General features: G+C 63.0%; 20 protein-coding genes and 3 tRNA genes. 15 read left to right on the top strand and 8 right to left on the bottom strand.

Annotation, left to right across the window (positions count from 1 at the left end; genetic code table 11):
* Positions 1 to 23 precede the first annotated feature (23 nt).
* Complete coding sequence (locus ACFOW7_RS16030; protein ID WP_378166121.1) at positions 24 to 1,934, top strand: potassium transporter Kup; 1,911 nt, start codon at positions 24 to 26, stop codon at positions 1,932 to 1,934.
* Positions 1,935 to 2,307: 373 nt separating this feature from the next.
* Here the strand turns inward: ACFOW7_RS16030 and tal are convergent, their stop codons facing one another.
* The 3 genes from tal to phoB form a co-directional block, all read right to left on the bottom strand.
* Entirely contained in the window at positions 2,308 to 3,381 is a 1,074-nt protein-coding gene (tal, locus tag ACFOW7_RS16025) for a transaldolase (RefSeq protein WP_378168055.1), read from the bottom strand.
* Between the two features lie 363 nt (positions 3,382 to 3,744).
* A complete protein-coding gene (phoR, locus tag ACFOW7_RS16020; RefSeq protein ID WP_378166120.1) occupies positions 3,745 to 5,049 on the bottom strand; it encodes a phosphate regulon sensor histidine kinase PhoR in 1,305 nt (434 codons plus the stop codon).
* A gap of 84 nt (positions 5,050 to 5,133) precedes the next feature.
* On the bottom strand, positions 5,134 to 5,820 hold the full coding sequence (phoB, locus tag ACFOW7_RS16015; RefSeq protein WP_378166118.1) for a phosphate regulon transcriptional regulator PhoB: 687 nt from the start codon (positions 5,818 to 5,820) through the stop codon (positions 5,134 to 5,136).
* Positions 5,821 to 5,977: 157 nt separating this feature from the next.
* On the opposite strand from phoB, the gene ACFOW7_RS16010 reads away from it, so the two are divergent.
* The 9 genes from ACFOW7_RS16010 (at position 5,978) to ACFOW7_RS15970 (ending at position 15,782) form a co-directional block, all read left to right on the top strand.
* Positions 5,978 to 6,361 carry a gamma-butyrobetaine hydroxylase-like domain-containing protein gene (locus ACFOW7_RS16010; protein ID WP_378166116.1) on the top strand — a complete coding sequence of 128 codons (384 nt, stop codon included), beginning with the start codon at positions 5,978 to 5,980 and terminating at the stop codon, positions 6,359 to 6,361.
* Positions 6,358 to 7,095 carry a bifunctional demethylmenaquinone methyltransferase/2-methoxy-6-polyprenyl-1,4-benzoquinol methylase UbiE gene (ubiE, locus tag ACFOW7_RS16005; RefSeq protein WP_378166114.1) on the top strand — a complete coding sequence of 246 codons (738 nt, stop codon included), beginning with the start codon at positions 6,358 to 6,360 and terminating at the stop codon, positions 7,093 to 7,095. The genes ACFOW7_RS16010 and ubiE overlap by 4 nt, the downstream gene beginning before the upstream one ends.
* Positions 7,096 to 7,493: 398 nt before the next feature.
* Positions 7,494 to 8,174, top strand: a complete 681-nt coding sequence (locus ACFOW7_RS16000; RefSeq protein ID WP_378166112.1) for an NYN domain-containing protein — start codon at positions 7,494 to 7,496, stop codon at positions 8,172 to 8,174.
* Position 8,175: 1 nt separating this feature from the next.
* Positions 8,176 to 8,748 (top strand): ubiquinone biosynthesis accessory factor UbiJ, encoded by a 573-nt coding sequence (locus tag ACFOW7_RS15995; protein ID WP_378166110.1) that lies wholly within the window; start codon positions 8,176 to 8,178, stop codon positions 8,746 to 8,748.
* 14 nt (positions 8,749 to 8,762) lie between these two features.
* Positions 8,763 to 9,482: an alanyl-tRNA editing protein gene (locus ACFOW7_RS15990; protein ID WP_378166108.1), complete on the top strand. Its 720-nt coding sequence runs from the start codon at positions 8,763 to 8,765 to the stop codon at positions 9,480 to 9,482.
* 6 nt (positions 9,483 to 9,488) lie between these two features.
* On the top strand, positions 9,489 to 9,893 hold the full coding sequence (locus tag ACFOW7_RS15985; RefSeq protein WP_378166105.1) for an NUDIX domain-containing protein: 405 nt from the start codon (positions 9,489 to 9,491) through the stop codon (positions 9,891 to 9,893).
* 186 nt (positions 9,894 to 10,079) lie between these two features.
* Positions 10,080 to 11,594, top strand: coding sequence for a ubiquinone biosynthesis regulatory protein kinase UbiB (gene ubiB / locus ACFOW7_RS15980; protein WP_378166103.1), 1,515 nt, complete (start codon positions 10,080 to 10,082; stop codon positions 11,592 to 11,594).
* Between the two features lie 965 nt (positions 11,595 to 12,559).
* The gene (gene ppc, locus ACFOW7_RS15975) at positions 12,560 to 15,322 is read left to right on the top strand and encodes a phosphoenolpyruvate carboxylase (RefSeq protein WP_378166101.1); all 2,763 of its coding nucleotides are present in this window, start codon (positions 12,560 to 12,562) and stop codon (positions 15,320 to 15,322) included.
* On the top strand, positions 15,315 to 15,782 hold the full coding sequence (locus ACFOW7_RS15970) for a hypothetical protein (protein ID WP_378166099.1): 468 nt from the start codon (positions 15,315 to 15,317) through the stop codon (positions 15,780 to 15,782). Before ppc ends, ACFOW7_RS15970 begins: the two co-directional genes overlap by 8 nt.
* Positions 15,783 to 16,065: 283 nt before the next feature.
* Here the strand turns inward: ACFOW7_RS15970 and ACFOW7_RS15965 are convergent, their stop codons facing one another.
* Together ACFOW7_RS15965 and ACFOW7_RS15960 are read right to left on the bottom strand one after the other, a co-directional pair.
* On the bottom strand, positions 16,066 to 16,449 hold the full coding sequence (locus ACFOW7_RS15965) for a DUF2237 family protein (RefSeq protein ID WP_378166097.1): 384 nt from the start codon (positions 16,447 to 16,449) through the stop codon (positions 16,066 to 16,068).
* Positions 16,450 to 16,522: 73 nt separating this feature from the next.
* Positions 16,523 to 16,861 (bottom strand): ankyrin repeat domain-containing protein, encoded by a 339-nt coding sequence (locus ACFOW7_RS15960; protein ID WP_378166095.1) that lies wholly within the window; start codon positions 16,859 to 16,861, stop codon positions 16,523 to 16,525.
* 123 nt (positions 16,862 to 16,984) lie between these two features.
* Here ACFOW7_RS15960 and ACFOW7_RS15955 point away from each other — a divergent pair, with 123 nt between their 5' ends.
* The gene (locus tag ACFOW7_RS15955; protein ID WP_378166093.1) at positions 16,985 to 17,686 is read left to right on the top strand and encodes a hypothetical protein; all 702 of its coding nucleotides are present in this window, start codon (positions 16,985 to 16,987) and stop codon (positions 17,684 to 17,686) included.
* Between the two features lie 120 nt (positions 17,687 to 17,806).
* Here the strand turns inward: ACFOW7_RS15955 and ACFOW7_RS15950 are convergent.
* The 3 genes from ACFOW7_RS15950 to ACFOW7_RS15940 all read right to left on the bottom strand — a co-directional run bounded on the left by ACFOW7_RS15950 (position 17,807) and on the right by ACFOW7_RS15940 (position 18,098).
* Positions 17,807 to 17,882 (bottom strand) — tRNA-His (locus tag ACFOW7_RS15950).
* A 32-nt stretch (positions 17,883 to 17,914) separates the two neighbouring features.
* Positions 17,915 to 17,988: transfer RNA gene (locus tag ACFOW7_RS15945), tRNA-Arg, on the bottom strand.
* A 33-nt stretch (positions 17,989 to 18,021) separates the two neighbouring features.
* Positions 18,022 to 18,098, bottom strand: a tRNA-Pro gene (locus ACFOW7_RS15940).
* 110 nt (positions 18,099 to 18,208) lie between these two features.
* On the opposite strand from ACFOW7_RS15940, the gene folD reads away from it, so the two are divergent.
* The 4 genes from folD to ACFOW7_RS15920 all read left to right on the top strand — a co-directional run bounded on the left by folD (position 18,209) and on the right by ACFOW7_RS15920 (position 21,360).
* Entirely contained in the window at positions 18,209 to 19,063 is an 855-nt protein-coding gene (folD, locus tag ACFOW7_RS15935; protein WP_378166091.1) for a bifunctional methylenetetrahydrofolate dehydrogenase/methenyltetrahydrofolate cyclohydrolase FolD, read from the top strand.
* A 131-nt stretch (positions 19,064 to 19,194) separates the two neighbouring features.
* Positions 19,195 to 20,229: a quinone-dependent dihydroorotate dehydrogenase gene (locus ACFOW7_RS15930; protein ID WP_378166089.1), complete on the top strand. Its 1,035-nt coding sequence runs from the start codon at positions 19,195 to 19,197 to the stop codon at positions 20,227 to 20,229.
* Between the two features lies 1 nt (position 20,230).
* Positions 20,231 to 20,806, top strand: a complete 576-nt coding sequence (locus ACFOW7_RS15925; RefSeq protein WP_378166087.1) for a GNAT family N-acetyltransferase — start codon at positions 20,231 to 20,233, stop codon at positions 20,804 to 20,806.
* Positions 20,803 to 21,360: a GNAT family N-acetyltransferase gene (locus tag ACFOW7_RS15920; RefSeq protein ID WP_378166085.1), complete on the top strand. Its 558-nt coding sequence runs from the start codon at positions 20,803 to 20,805 to the stop codon at positions 21,358 to 21,360. Before ACFOW7_RS15925 ends, ACFOW7_RS15920 begins: the two co-directional genes overlap by 4 nt.
* Positions 21,361 to 21,565: the final 205 nt, after the last annotated feature.

Raw genomic sequence — 21,565 nt, 5'->3', positions numbered from 1 at the left:
CCGCGACAAAGGTAAGAAAAACCATGAGCCAAACCACCCAGGACCAAGACCAGAGCAAGAAACCCCTATACGGCCTGGCGCTCGCCGCCATCGGCGTCGTCTATGGCGATATCGGTACCAGTCCGCTCTATACGATCAAGGAATGCTTCAACCCGATCCACGGCCTACCGCTCACCCACGACAATATTATCGGGGTGCTGTCGCTGGTGTTCTGGTCGCTGCTGATGGTGGTATCGCTCAAGTACGTCTACTGCATCATGCGGGCCGACAACCGGGGCGAAGGCGGCATCCTGGCGCTGATGGCGCTGGCGACCCGAACCCAGCACCGCCAGCGCGGCCAGTTTTCGATCTATATCCTGCTGGGCATCTTCGGCGCCTCGCTGTTTTACGGTGACGGCATGATTACGCCGGCGATCTCGGTGCTCTCGGCAGTCGAGGGGCTCAAGGTGATCGCGCCGACGCTGGAGCATTGGGTCATCCCGATCACCATCACCGTGCTGGTGGTGCTGTTTGCCATGCAGTCGCACGGAACGGCCACCATAGGCAAGCTGTTCGCCCCGATTATGGTGTCGTGGTTCGTGATGCTGGCGGTACTGGGCATCTACAACATCGCCAGGTCGCCCGAAGTGCTGGGGGCGGTATCGCCGCACTATGCGGTGCAGTTCCTGTTGGCCCATCCGTGGCTCTCCTTTATCACCTTGGGTGCCGTCGTGCTGGCGCTCACGGGTGCCGAAGCGATCTATGCCGATATGGGCCACTTCGGCCTCAAGCCGATCCGGCTTGGCTGGTTCGGTTTTGTCTGGCCGGCGCTGGTGCTGAACTACTTCGGCCAGGGCGCTCTGGTGCTCACCAATCCGGCAGCGGTCAGCAATCCCTTTTATATGATGGGACCGTCCTGGTTCCTGATTCCGCAACTGATCCTGGCCACTGCGGCGGCGGTGATCGCCTCGCAGGCGGTGATTTCGGGCGCCTATTCCATTACCTGGCAGGCAATCCAGCTCGGCTACTGCCCGCGCATGGCAATCCGCCATACCTCGGAAAAAGAGCGGGGCCAGATCTATATTCCCGGCATCAACTGGGCACTGCTGGCGGCGGTGATCGTGCTGGTGGTGGGCTTCCAGAAGTCCGAACGCCTGGCCTCGGCCTACGGCATCGCCGTCACCATGACCATGGTGATCACCTCGATCATGGCTTTCGCCGTGCTGGGCCGCCGCGAGAGCATCCTGCGCTCGCCGGCCAAGCGTTATGCGCTGTTTGCACTGCTGGCGCTGTTTATGATGATCGACTTGGCGTTCTTCAGCGCCAATGCGATGAAGTTCCTCGATGGCGGCTGGGTGCCGGTGGTGATCGCCAGCTTCACCTTCTTCCTGATGACCACCTGGAAACGCGGACGACGTGCCCTGTTCCACCGTCTGCACGACGGCGAATTGCCGCTTGCCATGTTCGTCGAGTCGATCGAGGCCAACCCGCCGCATCGGGTCGACGGCACCGCCGTCTTCATGACCGGCAGCACCGATACCGTGCCGCACGCACTGCTGCATAACCTCAAACACAATAAGGTACTGCACGAGCAGGTGGTCTTCCTGACCATCCAATCGACCGACGAGCCTTACGTGGCCATGAAGGAACGCCTCCAGGTCGAGCAACTCTCGCCCTCGTTCTGGAAAGTGGTGGCGACCTATGGCTTTAAGGAAGAACCGTCGGTGCCCGACATCCTTGCGCTGCTCGCAGAAACCCACCAGATCGATTTCGAGCTGATGACCACCAGCTTCTTCCTGTCGCGCGAAACCATTGTCGACGCCAAGGAACCGGTGTTCTCCTGGCTGCGCCGCCGCCTGTTCGCCCTGATGCAGCGCAACGCCGCCCGACCGACCGACTTCTTCAAGATTCCGCCCAACCGGGTGGTTGAGATGGGAACGCAGATCGAGATGTAGGGCCGGATTCGCGCTCAGGCTTCATCGAATGGCCAGCCGTCTGACGACGCTGGCCATGCTTTTTTCTCTGGGCATCGACTCGACAAGCAGCTCTACCGAGCAGAAAAAGCGTCGAGCAATCCCCACTCTTTGCCTCATCGATAGCGAAATCAGAACATTTCCAGACAATTCGGCGTCCGCATGTCCGGACCTCAAGGCGCCGGCGAGGTTTGGCGGCGACTCCGATTTAAGTGGACAGGCTCCAGCCCGACAGTGCGCCAGAAGCCAAAATAGCAAATTTCCAGAAAAAGCTTTGCCAGGAATTAAGCCAACAAAAAAGGGTTTTGCATTTTTTATGCAAAACCCTTTTATTCATTGCTGTATCAGTGCCGCGTCAATCGAGCAGCGCCAGCAACTGGTCGAAAGCCTGATCGAACAGTTTCAAACCTTCCAGCTGCAACTGCACCGCAGCCGCATCGAGATCGATGCCAAGTACCGCGGCCTGACGCAGTACCGCCTCGGCATGGTCCACCTCGTCGAGCAGTCGCGGCGCAGCCGAGCCGTGGTCGCGGAAGGCGGCCAAGGTGGCGTCGGGCAGGGTGTTGACGGTTTCCGGGCCGATCAGGTTGTCGACATAAAGCAGATCGGAATAGGCCGGATTCTTGGTGCCGGTGCTGGCCCACAACAGCCGCTGCGGCCGGGCGCCGGCAGCCGCCAGTTCGGCAAACTCGGCCGCGGAGAAACGTTGCTGCCAGCGCCGATAGGCCACTTTGGCCATCGATACGGCCACCTGGCCACGCAGCGCCAGCGCTTCACCGCCCAGCTCATCGAGCCGACGGTCGATTAGGGTGTCGACCCGCGACAGGAACAGGCTCGCCACCGACCGCACCCGGCTCAGATCGCCACCGGCAGCATGGCGACGACGCAGACCTTCGGAATAGGCATCGAATACCTGATCACAGTGGAGCTGCCCAAACATCAGCGTCACATTGACATTGATGCCTTCGGCGATGGCCTGGCTGAAAGCCGGCAGGCTGGCTGCCGTAGCGGGAATCTTGATCATGGCATTGGGCCGGTCGATCGCCGCCCACAGCCGTCGCGCAGCGGCCAGCGTGCCCGGGCCATCCTGGGCCAGGCGAGGCGACACTTCAAGGCTGACATAGCCGTCCAGGCCGTCGCTGTCGCGGTAGGTGGCAGCGAACAGATCACAGGCTGCCTGGACATCCGGCACCGCCAGCGCCTCGAAACGCTGTTCGGCGTCGAGCGGCTGGGCTTTGAGGCGGGCCAGGTCTTCGGCGTAGCCCTGACCCGAAGAAATCGATTTCTGGAAGATGGCGGGGTTTGAGGTGACGCCGGCGAGGCCGTCCTGCTCGATCAACTGCGCCAGCGGCCCGGCCAGCAGTTCGCGCGACAGATTGTCGAGCCAGATGCGCTGTCCCAGCGCCTTGGCAGATAGAAGTGGATTCATGGTGCGTTGCGGCAAGAGTGGCTGGAAACATCGATAGTAGCGAGCCAAGGCACTGACCTGCAACCGTGCTGACAGCAGGGGAAATGCCTGACGCATTGCACCATCTATCCTTTTATTCCCAGCGCTTTAGTGCAAGAACTGGCGCGACATTGAGGCAGTTGCCGACGCAGGATAATAAACTGCCAACCTTGCTGTTCCGTTATCACCGGACAGGGCTATCCGCTTGCCGCGCCGGACCGCCCCATCACACTTCGTCCCGCATCACCACAAGCCCAGGCGAGACATCTTGAGGGCAGCGTGCTCACTTGGCGTCCGAGCCGGAGAAATGGCCGCCCCGACAAGGCAATCGGAAGTCCGGCCTCCTCAAGCCGTCACCGCCACCGCCTCCAACAAGCGGCCAGCAGGGAAGCGGATCGAGAAGCGGCTGCCCTGGCCGGGCTCGCTATGGATTTCCAGCCTGGCCTGATGGCGCTGCACGATATGTTTGACGATGGCCAGCCCCAGTCCGGTGCCGCCAGTGGAACGTGAGCGGCCGCGGTCAACCCGGTAGAAGCGCTCGGTGAGGCGGGGGATATGCTGGGGTTCGATGCCGATGCCGGTATCTTCGACGCTGAAGACCCCCCACTCGCCGTCGATGCGCCAGGCGAGCCGGATTTCGCCGCCTTCGGGGGTATAGCGCACGGCATTGCTGACCAGATTGCCGAAGGCGCTGTGCAGCTCGTCGTAGTTGCCGCGCAGGCCATGCTGGTCTTCGATCAGTACGCTGACCCGATGCCGACCTTGCGACAGGCCTTCGGCCTCGCTGGCCAGCACACGCGCCAGCGCCACCGCATCGACCCGGTCCTCGCGCAGCTCACCGCCGTTTTCCAGCCGCGACAGGGTCAGCAGGTCTTCCACCAGTCGCTGCATGCGGCGGGTCTGGTCCTGCATCATCCGCAGTTGGGCTTCGCGGGTTTGGGCGTCCAGCTCCGGCATATCGAGCAGGGTTTCGACAAAACCGCCGATCACCGTCAGCGGCGTGCGCAGCTCGTGCGAGACATTGGCCACGAAGTCGCGGTGCACGGTCTGGACCCGTTCGAGCTGGGTGATATCGCGGCTGAGCAGCAGTTTGCGGGTGCTGTCGAACGGAACGAGCTGGACCGACAGGGTCATTTCGGCGCCGCGCAGATTGCGCAGGATCACTGGCTGGCTGTAGTCCTGGGCGGTCAGATACTGCTGGAAGGCGGGCTGGCGCACCAGATAGGCCACATGCTGGCCCTGGTCGCGCTTGGGGTCGAGTCCGAGATGGGGCATGGCGCGCGGGTTGCACCATTCGATCCGGTCATTGGCATCGAGCACCACCACCCCTTCGGGCATCGCTTCGCCGGCGGCGACAAAGCGGTCGAGCGTGGCAGTCAGCAGGCGCTGGTTCTTGTCCTGGCTGCGGACCAGCCGGTAGAGCCGGTTGAAGATCGAATCCCAGGCGCCCCAGCTCTCGGGGATGGCATCGGCACGCGGATCGCGGGCCCAGCGGCCCAGCCGTTCTAGATTGCGCAGATGAAAACCGAGCAGGCCCAGCACCAACAGCAGGAAGATGGTCTCCGCTGCCAGCCAGCCCACAAAGGGCTGCAACACCAGCGCCAGCAGCGCAAACCCTGCCAGCAACAAACCCGACCGCCACCAGAACATGACAACTCCAAAAATGACGCCACCCGGCGCGGGGCGAAGCATACCCGCTCGGCGCCGTGGCGCAACGGTTTGGACCAGGCCGCGCTAGAGCGCCGACAGCCGGTAGCCCGTACCGCGGACGGTTTGAATCAGCGCATCGTGGCCGGTGGGTTCCAGCGCCGAACGCAGGCGACGGATATGCACATCGACCGTGCGCTCCTCGACGAATACATGGTCGCCCCAGACATGGTCGAGCAACTGGGCACGCGAATGCACCCGTTCTGGGTGGGTCATGAAGAAATGCAGCAAGCGGAATTCGGTGGGGCCGAGATCGACCGTATCACCGTGGCCCGATACCCGGTGGGTGCCCGGGTCAAGCCGCAGACCCTTGACCTCGACCACATCATCGGTCATCTGCGGCGCCCGCCGCCGCAGCACCGCCTTGATGCGCGCCTGCAGCTCGCGCGGGCTGAACGGTTTGGTGATGTAGTCGTCGGCACCGGTTTCGAGGCCTACCACCTTGTCCTGCTCTTCCGAGCGGGCGGTCAGCATGATCAGCGGCACCTGACGGGTACGCTCGTCAGCGCGCAGCTTGCGGGCGAACTCGATGCCGGACATGCCGGGCAGCATCCAGTCGAGCAGGATCAGATCGGGCAGCGCACTGCGCACCACGGTCAGCCCCGCTTCGGCCGAATCGGCCCGTACGACATGATGGCCGGCCTGTTGCAGATTGAAGGCGATCAGCTCCTGGATCGCCGGTTCGTCTTCGACCAACAAGATATTCGCAGGCACAGCGACTCTCCCCGTAACGCGAAAAAATTTGTTGCGAGCTTAAGTAGACCGCATGACGCAATTATTACAAGTGCTCGGCAAACCTGGGAGAACACCCAGCTTACCGTCTGCGCCGGGTCGGGGTATCATGCGCGCACTTTCAAGGAGACGTCCCCTGATGGCAGGACTCGGCGCCGAGACCCCCGCACCCACCGAACTGACACTGCACCGCGCTTCACGCTTGCTGGAAATCGTTTTCGACGACGGCAAGCGCTATCGCTTGCCGTGCGAATACCTGCGCGTGTACTCCCCGTCCGCCGAGGTGCGTGGCCATGGTGGCCCGATGCAGACGGTCGCCGGCAAACGCGACGTCACCATTACCGCGATCGAACCAGTCGGCCACTATGCCGTGCGACTGGTCTTCGACGACGGCCACCGCAGCGGCCTCTACAGCTGGGATCTCCTCTATACGCTGGGCCGCGACCAGGACACCAACTGGCAAGATTATCTGGACCGGCTCGCGGCCGCCGGCCTGACCCGCGCTGCGAGTGAACCGTCATGACAGAATCCACCACGCATTTCGGCTACCAGACGGTAGCCGAATCGCAAAAAGCCCAGAAAGTCGCCGAAGTCTTCCATTCGGTGGCACAGAAATACGATGTGATGAACGACCTGATGTCAGCCGGTCTGCATCGGGTCTGGAAAGCCTTTACCTTGTCGCAGAGCGGCGTACGCCCCGGACACAAGGTGCTCGACATTGCCGGCGGCACGGGCGATCTGTCGGCCGGTTTTGCCAAGCTGGCCGGCAAAAATGGCCAGGTCTGGCTGACCGATATCAACAGCTCGATGCTCGGCGTCGGCCGCGACCGCCTGCTCGACCGGGGCTATGCCCTGCCGGTCGCCCAGTGCGATGCCGAAAAACTGCCCTTCCCCACCGATTACTTCGACTGCGTCAGCGTGGCGTTCGGCCTGCGCAATATGACGCACAAAGACCAGGCGCTGACCGAGATGCTGCGGGTGCTCAAACCGGGCGGCCGGCTGCTGGTGCTCGAATTCTCCAAGGTCTGGAAGCCTCTGGCGCCAGCCTATGATCTGTATTCTTTCAAGGTTCTTCCCAAGATGGGCGAGATGATTGCTCAGGATGCCGATAGCTACCGCTATCTGGCCGAGTCGATCCGCATGCATCCCGGCCAGGAGGAACTGGCGCAGATGATGCGCGAAGTGGGCTTCAGCAAAGTCGATTACTACAACCTCACCGCAGGGGTGGTTGCCCTGCATAAAGGTTACAAACTGTAGATCGGCCAGCCGCCGATGTGCGATGGGCCCGCAGCGCACCGACCCGCCACCCGATCGGCGAGTCGCGGGCGGCGGGCCTGTCGGCCATCTGCCTTGCCCCTGGTCCACCTGACCGGACTGGCGTGATCGATCCGCCCCTCTCCTTCAGTTGGCAGTACAATTTGTCATTGCGCGCAATCTGAAGCAGCCGGCGCAGAACCAGCCCGGCTTGCGAACACGCCGGCAGACAGCGACGCTGCTTGCCGGCAAGGGGAGTGAGCGGGCCGTCACCCGTGGGAAGTTTTCGTATAAAAACAGCGCGACAAGCGCGTTTGGGTCCGCGTCGACGGGACGCGGGCAAAGTTGGAATAAAACACAAGAAAACGCTTCACTCTCACATGTAGAAAAGGATCACGATCGTGCCTATCGGTTTATTTATTGATGGCGCCTACGCCTATAAGGCGTTCGGACGCGAGAAAATCAACTATCTGGAACTACGTCGTCTGGTTGAGGAAGAACTGGGCGACAGCGTGGACGAAGGTTATTTCTTCAATGCCGACGACAACCAGACGATGGCATCCAAACTGCACAATGCCTTGTCCTTTCCCTACCCCAAGGGTCCGGGTCTGCGGGTGAAGAACTACTGGCTACAGAAAAAACAGCTCTACTGGCCCAATCATCTGGGCGGCGGTCCGGTGACGCATCCGAGCCAGCCCGAAGTGATCTATGAAATCACCACCCAGAAAGCCGTCGATGTGGGCCTGGTCTATCACATGACCCGTTCGTTCCATAAACGCAAATGGACCAAGCTGGCCCTGTTCGCCGGCGACGCCGATTTCCATGAGCCGGTGCAGAACCTGGTCGAGAACGAGAACGTCGACCTGTTCCTGATCGGCTCGCTGACCAGTATCGCCGACGTGCTGCGCCCCTATGCCCGCCGCGTCCTCGAAGTGGATCAGGAACCGCACAAGAGCCGCCTGCGCTTTATCGACCGCTGGCGCGACGACGGCGCCCCGAGCGAGCGCCAGAGCCAAAGCCAGAGCCAGAGCCAGGCAGAACGCCAGATGGCCGACCAGCAGCGTGACGAGACCGCGGTCTGACATGCTGCGGCTGGCCGTGCTCAACCATCTGCTGGCGCAACGCGCCGATCTGCGCACCGAGCTCGGCCGTCACCATGGCCGCATCGGCGCGGTGGTCGTGCCGCCGTTCCGGCTGGTCTTCACCGTGGGTGAAGACGGGCTGTTGACGACGGCTGACGCCGCGCCGGATGCCAGCGTGACCGTTTCCCCGTGGCTGCTGCCGCGTCTGGCGCTGGACGACCCCAGCGCCGCCCGCGAGGTCCGCCTCGACGGCCATCCCGGCTTTGCTGCCGATCTCGCCCGTATTCTGCAATCGCTCGACTGGGATGCCGAATATGATCTGGCCCGGCTGATCGGCGATATTCCCGCCCGCCGAGCCGCCGATCTGGCGCGACGCTGGCTGATCGACCCGCGCACCTTGCTGCGTCAACTGGCCGAGGCCGGCGGCGAGTATTTACAAGAAGAAGCACGCTTGCTTGCCACCTCGGTCGCCATCGACCACTTCAACACCGAGGTCGATCGTCTGCGCGACGACACCGCCCGCCTGGAAAAACGCCTCGATCTGCTGGAGCGGTCGCTCGCCCCGTCCCCCTGACAAGGAGCGCCGCCATGACCGCATGGCTATTTCGCGACGATGCCTACCAGACCAGCACCGACGCGATCGTTCTCGATATCGATCAACACACCGTCCGGCTCGACCGTACCGTGTTCTACCCCAACGGCGGTGGCCAGCCCGGTGACAGTGGCTGGCTCGAACACCCCGACGGCCGCCGGTTGCGCATCCGCGATACCGTCAAGGGCGAACAGCCCGATGAAATCGTCCATCTGCTCGACCCCGATGCCGACCTGAGCGGCTTTGCCCCTGGCACCTCGCTGCGCGCCGTGCTCGACTGGGAGCGGCGCCATCGTCATATGCGCTACCACACCTGCCTCCATCTGCTGTGCGCCGTGATCCCGGCACCGGTGACAGGCGGTCAGGTGGCCAGCGACAAGGCCCGGCTCGATTTCGCCATCGAGATGGCCGCACTCGACGCCGCCGCCATCGAGGCCCGTCTCAATGCCCTGATCGCCGCCGCCAGCCCGGTCGAATCGCGCTGGATCGACGACGCCGAACTCGATGCCAATCCGCAACTGGTACGTACCATGTCGGTCCAGCCGCCACGAGGCCAGGGCCGGGTGCGCCTGATCGCCATCGACGGCATCGACCTCCAGCCCTGCGGCGGCACCCATGTGCGCAACACCGCCGAGATCGGCCCGGTGGTGGTGCAGAAAATCAAATCCGAAGGAAAACGCAATAAGCGCGTTGTGATTGCCTTCGCCGGAGAATAAAAAAATATGGCTTACGAGGACTTGTTCCGCCTGTCGGCCCACGCCGTCATCACCGAAGCGAACAACCGGGTATTGCTGCTCAAGGCACGCTCGGGCGACCGTGGCTGGGACCTGCCCGGCGGCGCGCTCGGCCCGGGCGAGACGCCCGACACGGCACTGCGACGCCAATGCCTCAGCACCCTGGGCCTGACCGTCGCCATCCGCCATATGACCGGGGTCTACTACCACAGCCGGCATAATTCGCATGCCTTTATCTACCGCTGCGAACTGCTGCAACCCGAGTCGATCCGCCTGGGTGACGAGCACAGCGAATGGCGCTTCTTCGCCGTCGAGGATCTGGCCGAAGCGCAGCGACGCCGGGTCGAGGAATGCCTGTCCTACGAGGGCGTGGTAGCCAGTGCTTGCTGGTAGATTTATCCAGATATTTTTATTTCTTATACAAACCTGCTCTGTGTCTAGCAAAGAATTTGCAGAATTTATTAAGAATTAAGCATGTAGGCCCGACCGTCGCGCTGTCGTCCATCTCGGCCGCGGTACGCTCGCCACCCCCGCCCTCAGCCCGTACAATCGCGCCACCCGCCACCGCCCGCCTCGTCCATGTTTCTGCTGCGCCTTCTCAAGATCATCCGCATCGTCTTTGCCTATGGCCTTGACGAATTTATCCTGGGCCATGAACGGGTCCGTGGCCTTGAATGGCTGGTCAAGCGCGTGCTGTTCTGGCGCCGGCTGCGCGATAGCCGGGCGGTGCGGCTGAGGCGGGCGCTCGAAAAGCTCGGGCCGATCTTCGTCAAATTCGGTCAGGTGCTATCGACCCGGGCCGATCTGCTGCCGCCTGATCTGGTGGTCGAACTGGCCCGCCTGCAAGACCGGGTCAAGCCGTTTCCCGCCAGCGAATCGGAGCGAGTGATCGCCCAGGCGCTGGGCCGGCCGCCCGCCCAGCTATTTCGCCGCTTCGACCCGACTCCGGTCGCGTCGGCCTCGGTTGCCCAGGTTCACTACGCCGAGCTGCCCGATGGCCGCGCGGTGGCGGTCAAGGTACTGCGTCCCGGCATCGAACTGGTGATCGAACAGGACCTGGCGCTGCTGCGCGTGATGGCCTGGCTGGTCGAGCATCTGTTTGCCGACGGCCCCCGCCTCAAGCCGCGAGCTGTGGTCGCCGAGTTCGACCGCTATCTGCACGACGAACTCGATCTGCAACGCGAGGCAGCCAACGCCAGCCAGTTGCGGCGCAATTTCCCCGATTCGCCGATGCTGATCGTGCCGGAAATCCATTGGGACTATGTCTCGCGCCAGGTGATGGTGATGGACTGGATGCAGGGCATCCCGATTTCGCGTATCGCGGAATTGCAGGCCGCCGGCATCGATCTGAAAAAGCTCGCCCGCTACGGGGTGGAAATCTTCTTTTCCCAGGTGTTCCGCGACGGTTTTTTCCATGCCGACATGCACCCGGGCAATATCCTGGTCGCGGCCGACAACCGTTATATCGCGCTCGACTTCGGCATCGTCGGCACGCTGTCGGAATACGACAAGCGCTATCTGGCGATCAATTTCCTGGCCTTTTTCAATCGCGACTACCACCGCGTCGCCACCGCCCATATCGAATCGGGCTGGGTGCCGCCCGAAACCCGGCCCGAAGAGCTCGAAGCGGCCATCCGCACCGTGCTCGAACCGGTCTTCGACAGACCGATCGCGGAAATCTCGCTGGGTCAGGTGCTGTTGCGCCTATTCGAGACCTCGCGCCGCTTCAAGGTCGAAATCCAGCCCCAGCTCGTGCTGCTGCAAAAGACCCTGCTCAATATCGAAGGATTGGGCCGCCAGCTCGACCCGCAACTCGATCTGTGGGATACGGCCAAGCCCTTTCTGGAGCGCTGGATGAACGAGCAGATCGGCTGGCGCGCCCTGCTGCGCCATCTGGGCCGCGAAGCGCCATATTGGGCCGAAATCCTGCCGCAACTGCCGCGCGCCCTGGTGACACTGGCCGACCCGGCCCGGCAGGACCGTCTGGTCATCGCCACCGAACGGCTGGCCCAGGAACAAGGCCGCCGCAATCACTGGCTGGCCGTGATTGCCGGTCTGGTGACGGCCCTGCTGATCGTCTCGGCGCTGGGTTAAGGTTTATAGGACAAATATCAAATTTTGTGAAAAACAAATGCAAATACGTTTGCAATAGATAAATTAAAAATAAAAAATATAGACATATAACCTCTGTACAGCTTAACTTCCCTCCTCTGCCCGGGCTCTCCCTCGCGCCCGCTGCTTTGCTGACTCCTAGGGAAAGCCTTAACTAGGCATTCACCTAGGCTACAAGCGACTCAGCAATCGCTACACTTCGTCTCAGCAAATAAGCAAACGCCAAACAACCGCCGCGGCGACTCCGCACAAGTTTGGTCGATGCGCTGAAGCATTCATGGCGACGCCGTCCAGCCCTAGAGCACGACGACAACGACGACGTCCCTACCGGTCCTCCTCCTATAGCCCGCCTCCATGGTGGGCATTTTTTTTTGCCCCGATCACCCCGTCAGCCTCTCCCGCTGTGGTTGGTCATCGACCTTCGCTAGCGCATTTCCCGCCACTCCGGCGTCAGCGTGTCCGGACCTCACAGCACAGGCGAACAGCACTTGACGACGACACCGAGGCAAACGGACAGGCGGTAGCTGCGGGATCATCGTGAATCGATCACGGACGCCTCGATGAAGCGCCAGCCAGCCCTCCCTGCCCAACGCCATTCCCCCAGCCGATGCGCCGCAAACTTGCCTCGCCCCGACAAAAAATGGAAAAACCCAGGCATTTACCTAGGCTACAAACAACTGCACGCTAGTTACACTACGCCTCAATTGATCGGCAAAAATGAAACAGCAGCCAGGCCCAGCCCGCCAATGTTTCTCAGCCGCCGACCCCAGATTGATAGCGACGCCGTCCCACCGACAAGAACGACGACGTCTCTTCCGGTCCTCCTCCTCTAGCCCGCCACATGGTGGGCATTTTTTTTGCCCTCGCCGTAGTGGCGGCAGGTTTCCCTACGTCGCCGCCTTCGGCTACTCTCGCTGTGCCGGACGACCACACAGGGAACGACACGCATGGCGCTCTACGACAACGCAGCGGCCAAGGACCTGCCGCTCGAACAAGACCTCGATCTGCTGGCCCGCCTGCTGGCCGACACCATCCGCCGCGAAGCCGGGGCCGCAACCCTGGCCCAGATCGAAGCGATCCGCGAGCTGGCCGTGCGTTTTGTCTGGGAAGCCGACCAGGAAGCCGCCGACGCACTGACCGGTACCCTGACGGCACTCACCCTCGACGACAGCGTGGCCCTGGCCCGCGCCTTTGGTTATTTCTCCCATCTGTCGAATATTGCCGAAGATCTGCACCACAACCGGCGCCGGCGATGGCATCGCAGCCAGGGCTCCAAGCCGCAGCGCGGCAGTCTGGCCCATGCGCTTGACGATCTGGCCCAGCGCGGCATCAGCACCGAGACCATCCGCGAGCTGGTTGAAACGGCCAGCATCGTGCCGGTGCTGACTGCCCATCCGACCGAGGTCCAACGCAAGACCCTGCTTGACTGCGAACGCGCGATTGCCCGGCTCCTGACCGTGCGTGACCGGGTGGCGCTCACCCCTGACGAGCTCGACGACAATCAGGCGGCCTTGCAGCGCGTCTTGCTGACGCTGTGGCAGACCCGCGAAATCCGGGCCTTTCGCCTGACTGTGCACGACGAGATCGAGAACGGCCTCAGTTACTTCCGCGCCACCTTCTTGCCTCAATTGCCGCGTCTTTATATCGAACTGGAAAACCGGCTGGCCGATGCAGCGGGCAAACCGGCCGAGCTGCCGCCGTTTATGCGGATCGGCTGCTGGATCGGCGGCGACCGCGACGGCAATCCCTTTGTCACGGCCGAGTTGACCCGCCACGCGGTGGCACGCCAGGCGGCGGTGGCGCTCGATTTCTATTTCGAACAGGCCGGCAAGCTCGAAGACGAACTGAGCCTGTCGTCGCGGCTGGTCGCGATCGACCCGACCGTGTTGCAGATCGCCGAACATGCACCGGAACAGCCGGTCAGCCGGGCCGAGGAGCCCTACCGCCAGGCGGTGGCGGCCATTCGCCAGCGCATCGTCGCCACGGCCCATCGACTGGGCAAATTCCGCGTCGGCCTGCTGCCCGACCGGGGCGCCGCGCCCTACACCCATGCCGGCGAGCTGGCGGCCGATCTGCGCGCGCTGGCCGCTTCGCTGACCCGCCATGGCTCGGCACCGCTGGCCGATGGTCGCTTGCGGCGGCTGATCCGGGCAGTCGAGGTATTCGGTTTCCATCTGGCGCCGCTCGATATGCGCCAGCACAGCGCCATGCACGAACGGGTGATTGCCGAGCTGTTCCAGCACGCCGGGCTCGAAGACTATCTCGGCCTCGACGAAGCCGCCCGCCAGCGCGTCCTGCTGCGCGAACTGGGCAGCGCCCGCCTGCTCAGCACGCCGTTTGTCGAATACAGCGAAGAGGCCGCCAAGGAACTGGCCATCGTGCGGGCCTGCGCCGATATCCACGCGATCTACGGTGCAGCGGCACTGCCCAACTACATCATCTCCAACGCCGCCAGCGTGTCCGACCTGCTCGAAGCCGCCGTGCTGCTCAAGGAGGCCGGCCTGGTGGCGCTGACACCGACACCGCGTGCGGCGCTCAATATCATTCCGCTGTTCGAGACCATTCCCGACCTGCGCGGCTGCGATGCCATCGTGCGCGAGCTGTTCGCGCTGCCGGCCTGGCGCCAGTTGCTGGCCACCCGCGGCGAGACACAGGAAATCATGCTGGGTTATTCGGACAGCAATAAGGATGGCGGCTATCTGACCTCCAACTGGGAGCTGTACAAGGCCGAACTCAAGCTGGTCGATGTGTTCCGCGAGGCCGGCGTGCGGCTGCGGCTGTTCCACGGCCGTGGCGGCTCGGTCGGGCGCGGCGGCGGGCCGAGCTTCGATGCCATCCTGGCCCAGCCGGCCGGTTCGGTCGCCGGGCAGATCCGGATCACCGAACAAGGCGAAGTCATCGCCGCCAAATACGCCGACCCCGAAATCGGCCGGCGCAATCTGGAGACGCTGCTGGCCGCCACCTTGCAATCGAGCCTGGCCACGCCCGCGTCCGAATCGAGCACCGAGCACGATAGCCGCCATGCCCTGCTGGAGCGGCTATCGGGCTATGCCCATGCCGAATACCGCGATCTGGTCTACGACACGCCCGACTTCCTGACCTATTTCCGCGAAGCCACGCCGATCTCGGAAATCGCCCGGCTCAATATCGGCAGCCGCCCGGCCGCCCGCAAAGCCGGCCATAGCATTGCGGACCTGCGCGCGATTCCTTGGGTGTTTTCCTGGGCGCAATCGCGGCTGATGCTGCCGGGCTGGTACGGCTTTGGCACTGCAATTGCCCGCTATCAGCAGGAAGCCGGCGACGGCGCACTCGATACCCTGGGCGCGCTCTATCGCGACTGGCCGTTCTTCCGCGCGGTGATCAGCAATATGGAAATGGTGCTGGCCAAAAGCGATATTCATCTGGCCAGCCGTTATGCCACCCTGGTGCGCGACCAGGAACTGGGCCGCCGGATGTTCGGCCGCATCCGCGCCGAATGGCGCCGCAGCGTCGATGCGGTACTGGCGATCACCGGCCACCGTGAGCTGTTGGGCGACAATCCGTTACTGGCGCGCAGCCTGAAGAATCGACTGCCCTATCTCGACCCGCTCAACCACCTTCAGGTCGAACTGATGCGCCGTTTCCGCAGCGGCGAGGAAAGCGAGGAGGTCCTGTATGCCATCCATCTCACCATCAACGGCATCGCTGCCGGCCTGCGTAACAGTGGCTAAAAGGTCGCTATGGCGGCTGGCCCTGCTGCTGGCCGCCGGCCCCTGCGCCGCCCTGCCGGTCGATTTCGGCGACAAAGTGACGGCAGCACTGCTGTGCCGTTCGGAATGGTCGACCGATTTCTGGCACGGCTACTTCTCGCTCCATCTACAGAAATCGTTGCGCGACTGGGGTGAGGCGCGCTGGTGGGACGGCCAGGGCGCTCAACTGGGTGGCGTCACCGCCAAGGAAGTGTTTACCAATCTGCCCGAAAGCCAGGCCTTGATGGTCGGCATACTGATCGAGCAGCCGGTCGAAGAGGTGCGTCGGATTGTCGAACAGAACCTGCTCGTCACCTTCCACCCGGTCCTGACCGTCGACGGCACCCGCTATATGAACGACAGCGCCAGCGTGATGGTGGGACTGACCAATCAGCAGACCAAGTGGTATTGCGCGCGCTGGAATCTGGGCAATCGGCCTTAGCGGGCGAGACCGTGGCACGGAACCTCCTGCGAACGAGCAGGAGGCAAAAAGAAAATTTCAGGAAAAACGCCTGCAAGATATTGTGCGGCGTTTAAATAAAAGTAAATACACTTCGCCTCCCACACCTTATCCGGCTCTCCAAAGGACAACCACGCCCGCAAAGCTGTCTTTTTCTTTGGCTTGCTCAAGATGGATGGAACTCACCCAAGAGGGTGGACGAGCCGAAGATCGGGCTTTTTCAGTGTCTTCGGGTCCGGCCGCCAAGTGAGCGCCATCGCTTGCCTCAAGGCCGCCGTTTCGGCCAGTCGAGCGCGTAATCGACCAGGGTTTCCAGCGATACCAGTTCCAGCACCGCCTCGTGAGTGGCAGCCAGCACCACTGGCGGGGCCACGCCATCGAGCAGGGCCTCGACCCAGCGCGTGGCGCACAGGCACCAGCGATCACCCGGTTGCAGACCGGAGAAGCCATATTCGGGACGGGGGGTGGACAGATCGTTGCCGCGCTCGCGCGAGAATCGCAGGAAATCGGGGGTCATTTCGGCACAGACCACATGCTGACCCAGGTCTTCGGGATGGGTACGGCAGCAGCCGTCGCGGAAAAAGCCGGTCATCGGGTCGACGCTGCACGATTGCAGCGCCTGACCCAGCACATTGAGTTCTTCGGCCATGGGAGATTTGCTCGGATTCGGGACAGGACATCGATTGTCACAGACTTGTCCCGACCACGCCATGCACATGGCCTCAGTGGTCCCAACCGAACAAGGCTTCGGGTGTCTCGCCGCGCCGGTTGCGCCGCTGCGGATCGGCCCCGCCCTGGCACAGCAGCCGGTAGCTGAGCCGGGCACCCTGGCGGGCGGCCAGATGCAGGGCAGTGTCGCCGTCGCGATTGACCGCATCGACCTCAACCCCCAGCCGCAGCAGTGTGGGCAACAGCGCCCACTCGCCGGCCTGCACCGCCCGATGCAGCGCGGTCGAGCCGTCTTCATCGCGTGCCCGGGCCAACACCGTTGCGCTATCGAGCGCCTCGCGTCGGGGCGGACGGGGTTCCGGCGCGAGTTCATCATCGTAGTCGTAGAGCATGGCTGCCTCCTTAGTGCCAGTCCGGAAGCAGATCATAAACCCCGAATATGACGGAAACATGCCAGCTGCGCGGGGCAGCGCTTTGCCGCGTAGAATCCTCTCATCGTGCTTCGGAGTCCGGCCGTGCCACGCTTGATCCTGCTTCTTGCGCTACTGCCCTCGCTGGCGGGCGCCGTGCCCATCGATACCGCCCCGACAGCGGTCGAGGCGCGGCTCGCTTCGCTGTTCGGCAGCGGCACCTCACCGCAGGCGGCACCCGGCAAACTGTATCGGGTCCGTCTGCAAGCCAGCGGCGACCTCGACGGCGACGGCCGCAACGACTGGGCCGGCCTGGTGCGCGCCCGCGACGACCATAACGGCCAACGGCTTTATGTGCTGCGCAATGAAGGTCAGGACTATGCGCTCGCTGGCGTCTCGGCCGAACTGCTGAGCGACTGCGACAGCCCGAGCTGCGATATCGACCGGCTCGATATTGCCGGTCAGCGGCTGATCATCGGCAGCTGGTCCAATGCCCACGGCTGTATCGACCGCGATGTGCACCAGTTCCGCCGTATCGACAGTCAATGGCGGCTCAGCGCCAGCCATTTCTCGCGGCGCGAGCGACTGGCCGGTTCACGGCTGCGCCAGCTTGAAATCGAACACGACACCCTGAACGGACGGCTGACCCTGATCGACCAGCAGGCGGAACAGACCATCCGCCAGCGGCTGCGCCAACCCAGCCAGCCGCTGCTGCTCGAAGACTATACCGGCCGCCCGGGCCTGAGCCTGCCTCGGACTACGGCGTTGGAGCAGCGGCTGCGTCAGGGGAATTGTCCACTGCCGTAATGTCAGGCAATGAGTGGCTGGGCTGGGAGGCTGTTTCTGGCCGGAGACGGCACGGGGGATTTGGCGTGGGCGAATGCGAAAAGCCCCTGTAGTCATCGACTTACAGGGGCTTGAATGGGGTGGGGTGGATAATGGGACTCGAACCCACGACAACCGGAATCACAATCCGGGGCTCTACCAACTGAGCTATATCCACCACTGGCTTACTACTTACTTCGTGCTTTGCAGCGCGCCCGACAGGAATCGAACCTGTAACCTACGGCTTAGAAGGCCGTTGCTCTATCCAGTTGAGCTACGGGCGCTCCGATGCTTCGGTTGACCTGGCAAGATACTGCTGGTCGGGGCGGCGGGATTCGAACTCGCGACCCCCTGATCCCAAATCAGGTGCGCTACCAGGCTGCGCTACGCCCCGAAGAGCGCGCAAATATACGTTGGCCGTTCCGGTGCGTCAAGCGCTTTCGCTTTGGAGGGTTAAAGAAAAATGCGACAATAGCGCGCTTCCCACCCCCCGGAGTCCGCCCCATGCCCGCCCAACTGCTCGACGGCAAACAGATTTCCGAACAACAGATCCAGGCCATCCGCAGCCGCGTCGAACAGCGACTCGCCGAAGGCCGGCGTGCTCCGGCACTGGCGGTGGTATTGATCGGCGACGACCCGGCCTCGGCCGTCTATGTCCGGAATAAGAAACTCGCCTGCGAACGCGCCGGCATCCGTTCGGTCTCGTTTGAATACCCGGCGAGCTTCAGCGAAGCCGCTCTGATCGAACTGGTGCAGCAACTCAATCAAGACCCCGAGATCGACGGCATCCTGGTGCAGTTGCCGCTGCCTGACCATATCGATCCTGAGCTGATCATCGAAACCATCAATCCGCATAAGGATGTCGATGGTTTTCACCCGTATAACTTTGGCCGTCTGGCGCTCAAGATGCCGCTGCTGCGGCCCTGTACCCCGTTTGGCGCCATGACCCTGCTGCAACACACCGGCGTCGACCCGGCCGGGCTCGATGCCGTGGTGATCGGCGCTTCCAATATCGTCGGTCGCCCGATGGCGCTGGAGCTGTTGATGGCACGTGCCACCGTCACCGTCTGCCATAGCAAGACCCGCCAGCTCGCCGACAAGGTACGCAGCGCCGATATTGTGGTCGCGGGCGTCGGCCGGCCGAATTTTGTGCAGGGCGACTGGATCAAACCGGGCGCCATCGTGATCGATATCGGGATCAACCGCCTGCCCAACGGCCGTCTATGCGGCGATGTCGACTTCGAGGCAGCCCGTCAGGTGGCCGGCTGGATCACCCCGGTGCCGGGCGGTGCTGGACCGATGACCATTTCCACCCTGATGCACAACACCCTGGAAGCCCATCTGGCGCTGTACCCCTGAACGGGTCCGGGGCGATAGTGAAAGTGTTTGAATGCCTGAATGTCAGCCCTGACGGGACATCCAGGCATTTTCGACCGCACCGTTAAGATAAATTTGTCGAATTTAACGAATCTATTACCGAGACCCACTTCATGCTCTACCCGCTGCTTCGTCCGCTGCTGTTCGCCTGCGAACCGGAAACCGCCCATAACCTGACCCTGAAAAGTCTCGATGCCTTGCATGCCCTGGGTTTTGGCACGGTGCTGGGGAGCCGCGAGGCCGACAAGCCGGTCGAGGTGATGGGTTTGCGCTTTCCCAATCCGGTGGGTCTGGCGGCCGGACTCGATAAAAACGGCGAACATATCGATGCCCTGGCCGACCTCGGTTTCGGCTTTATCGAAATCGGCACGGTGACGCCACGGCCGCAGCCGGGCAACCCCAAGCCACGGCTGTTCCGCCTGCCGGGCGCCCAGGGCATCATCAATCGGATGGGCTTCAACAACCAGGGTCTCGACGCCTTGGTCAAGAACGTCGAAGCGGCCCAGTATCAGGGCGTGCTGGGCATCAATATCGGCAAGAACTTCGACACCCCGATCGAGAACGCCGTTGACGATTACCTGACCTGTCTGACCCGGGTCTACCCGCTGGCCAGCTATATCACGGTCAATATCTCCTCGCCCAATACCAAGAATCTGCGTCAGCTACAGCAAAGCGACGAGCTGGAGCGGCTGCTCGCCACGCTCAAGGACGAACAGGCGCGGCTGACCGTGCGCCACGGCCGCTATGCGCCGCTGGCGCTCAAGATCGCGCCCGATCTCGAACACGAACAGATCGTCGAAATCGGCCGTCTGCTGCTCGAATACCGCTTCGATGCGGTGATCGCCACCAATACCACGCTGTCGCGGGTCGGGGTCGAGACACTGCGTCATGGCAATGAGACGGGCGGCCTGTCGGGCACCCCGGTGCGGGCCAAATCGACGGCGGTGATCCGGGCGCTGTCGGCCGTGCTGGGCGGCAAGGTGCCGATCATCGGGGTAGGCGGAATTCTCGAAGGCCAGCACGCCGCCGAGAAGATCGAAGCGGGTGCGAGTCTGGTTCAGCTCTATAGCGGCCTGATCTATCGCGGCCCGGCACTGATCGGCGAATCGATCCGTGCCATCCGGCCGCGTCAGGGGACCATGGTCTGATATGCGCAGCAGCCGGCTTCCCCCCTATCAGGCCGAACAGGACGGCATCCGCCTGCGCCCGTTCCGCTTAAATGATGTTGACGGCTATTTCAGCGCCAGCCGTGCCTCGGTCGAGACGGTCGGGCGCTGGTTGAGCTGGCTCCATCGCGACTATGCCCGGCATGAGGCCGAACAGTGGGTCGCCGCCTGCGTACTCGGCTGGGGCGAGCCGGAGCGGCCGTTCAATTTCGTGATCGAAGAAGTGGCGAGCCAGCGTCTGCTGGGCGGCCTGTCGGTCAAGGTCATCAGCAACCCGGCCAAGCGACTCGGCAATATCGGCTTTTGGGTGCGCAGCGATACCACCGGACGCGGCGTCGCCACCATGGCGACCCGGCTGGCGGTCGAGTTCGGCTTTGACACCCTGCAATTGCCCCGGCTGGAAATCGGTGCCGCCGTCGACAATCTGGCCAGCCGCCGGGTGGCCGAGAAGGCCGGTTTCCAGTTTGAAGGCGTGCTGCGACTCGGCTTGCTGTGCAATGGCCAGCCGACCGACGAGGCCCTCTACAGCCTGATCGCTGCCGATCGGGAGGCCAGATGAGTCGCCACACCTATCAGGCCGATCTCGACGGTATCCGCATCCGGCCCTACCGGGTCGAGGATGTCGACGCCCTCTACCGCGCCGCCCGCGAGTCGATCGATGTGGTCGGGCGCTGGCTGCCCTGGTGCCATCAGGGCTACCGGCGCGAAGACAGCGAGTGCTATATCGCCCAGAGCATCCAGGACTGGGCACGCGGCAACAGCCGTTATCCGTTCGCCATCGAAAGCCTCGGCGACGGCATGCTGGTGGGCGGGGTCACGCTGACGCTGCGCCGCGACGAGCAGGCCGATTTCGCCAGTCTGGGCTACTGGCTGCGCGCCAGCCGGCACGGCAACGGCATCATGACTCGGGCGGTATCGCTGGCCAGCGACTTCGGTTTTGCCGAGCTGGCGGTATTGCGGCAGGAAATCCTGGTGCTGGCCCACCATATGGCGGCACGTCGGGTCGCCGAGCGCAGCGGTTTTCGCCATGAAGGTCTGCTGCGTTCGCGCCTGATGCGCCATGGCAAGGCGTTCGACGCTGCGCTGTACGGCCGCTGCGCGGGTGACGACTGAAGCCAGTCCGCTTTCAACCAGACGTCCCCAGCCCGCAAGCTCGTCAAGTGGTGCAAGCCATCGGGGGTCTCCCCCATCGTGTCCAGCACCAGCCCTAGTGAGCACAGGGACAGGGATGGATCACCGCCTGGTGGCTGACGCTGCGACGACCGGGTGAGTGGGGACGCTCTGGGCATCAACAATCGTTTCCCCGTCCGTCTGGACG

The organism is Chitinimonas lacunae (genome assembly GCF_042650885.1).
GTDB classification, from domain to species: Bacteria; Pseudomonadota; Gammaproteobacteria; order Burkholderiales; family Chitinimonadaceae; genus Chitinimonas_A; species Chitinimonas_A lacunae.
Note: the sequence above shows the minus strand (reverse complement) of the source record. Positions and strands in the feature narration are given on the sequence as shown.

What these genes read in the sequence shown, in the direction of transcription:
- ACFOW7_RS16030 (WP_378166121.1), top strand. Translation starts at nt 24, where the DNA reads ATGAGCCAAACCACCCAGGACCAAGACCAGAGCAAGAAACCCCTATAC.
- tal (WP_378168055.1), bottom strand. Translation starts at nt 3,381, where the DNA reads ATGAATCCACTTCTATCTGCCAAGGCGCTGGGACAGCGCATCTGGCTC.
- phoR (WP_378166120.1), bottom strand. Translation starts at nt 5,049, where the DNA reads ATGTTCTGGTGGCGGTCGGGTTTGTTGCTGGCAGGGTTTGCGCTGCTG.
- ACFOW7_RS16010 (WP_378166116.1), top strand. Translation starts at nt 5,978, where the DNA reads ATGGCAGGACTCGGCGCCGAGACCCCCGCACCCACCGAACTGACACTG.
- ubiE (WP_378166114.1), top strand. Translation starts at nt 6,358, where the DNA reads ATGACAGAATCCACCACGCATTTCGGCTACCAGACGGTAGCCGAATCG.
- ACFOW7_RS15995 (WP_378166110.1), top strand. Translation starts at nt 8,176, where the DNA reads ATGCTGCGGCTGGCCGTGCTCAACCATCTGCTGGCGCAACGCGCCGAT.
- ACFOW7_RS15990 (WP_378166108.1), top strand. Translation starts at nt 8,763, where the DNA reads ATGACCGCATGGCTATTTCGCGACGATGCCTACCAGACCAGCACCGAC.
- ACFOW7_RS15985 (WP_378166105.1), top strand. Translation starts at nt 9,489, where the DNA reads ATGGCTTACGAGGACTTGTTCCGCCTGTCGGCCCACGCCGTCATCACC.
- ubiB (WP_378166103.1), top strand. Translation starts at nt 10,080, where the DNA reads ATGTTTCTGCTGCGCCTTCTCAAGATCATCCGCATCGTCTTTGCCTAT.
- ppc (WP_378166101.1), top strand. Translation starts at nt 12,560, where the DNA reads ATGGCGCTCTACGACAACGCAGCGGCCAAGGACCTGCCGCTCGAACAA.
- ACFOW7_RS15965 (WP_378166097.1), bottom strand. Translation starts at nt 16,449, where the DNA reads ATGGCCGAAGAACTCAATGTGCTGGGTCAGGCGCTGCAATCGTGCAGC.
- ACFOW7_RS15960 (WP_378166095.1), bottom strand. Translation starts at nt 16,861, where the DNA reads ATGCTCTACGACTACGATGATGAACTCGCGCCGGAACCCCGTCCGCCC.
- folD (WP_378166091.1), top strand. Translation starts at nt 18,209, where the DNA reads ATGCCCGCCCAACTGCTCGACGGCAAACAGATTTCCGAACAACAGATC.
- ACFOW7_RS15930 (WP_378166089.1), top strand. Translation starts at nt 19,195, where the DNA reads ATGCTCTACCCGCTGCTTCGTCCGCTGCTGTTCGCCTGCGAACCGGAA.
- ACFOW7_RS15925 (WP_378166087.1), top strand. Translation starts at nt 20,231, where the DNA reads ATGCGCAGCAGCCGGCTTCCCCCCTATCAGGCCGAACAGGACGGCATC.
- ACFOW7_RS15920 (WP_378166085.1), top strand. Translation starts at nt 20,803, where the DNA reads ATGAGTCGCCACACCTATCAGGCCGATCTCGACGGTATCCGCATCCGG.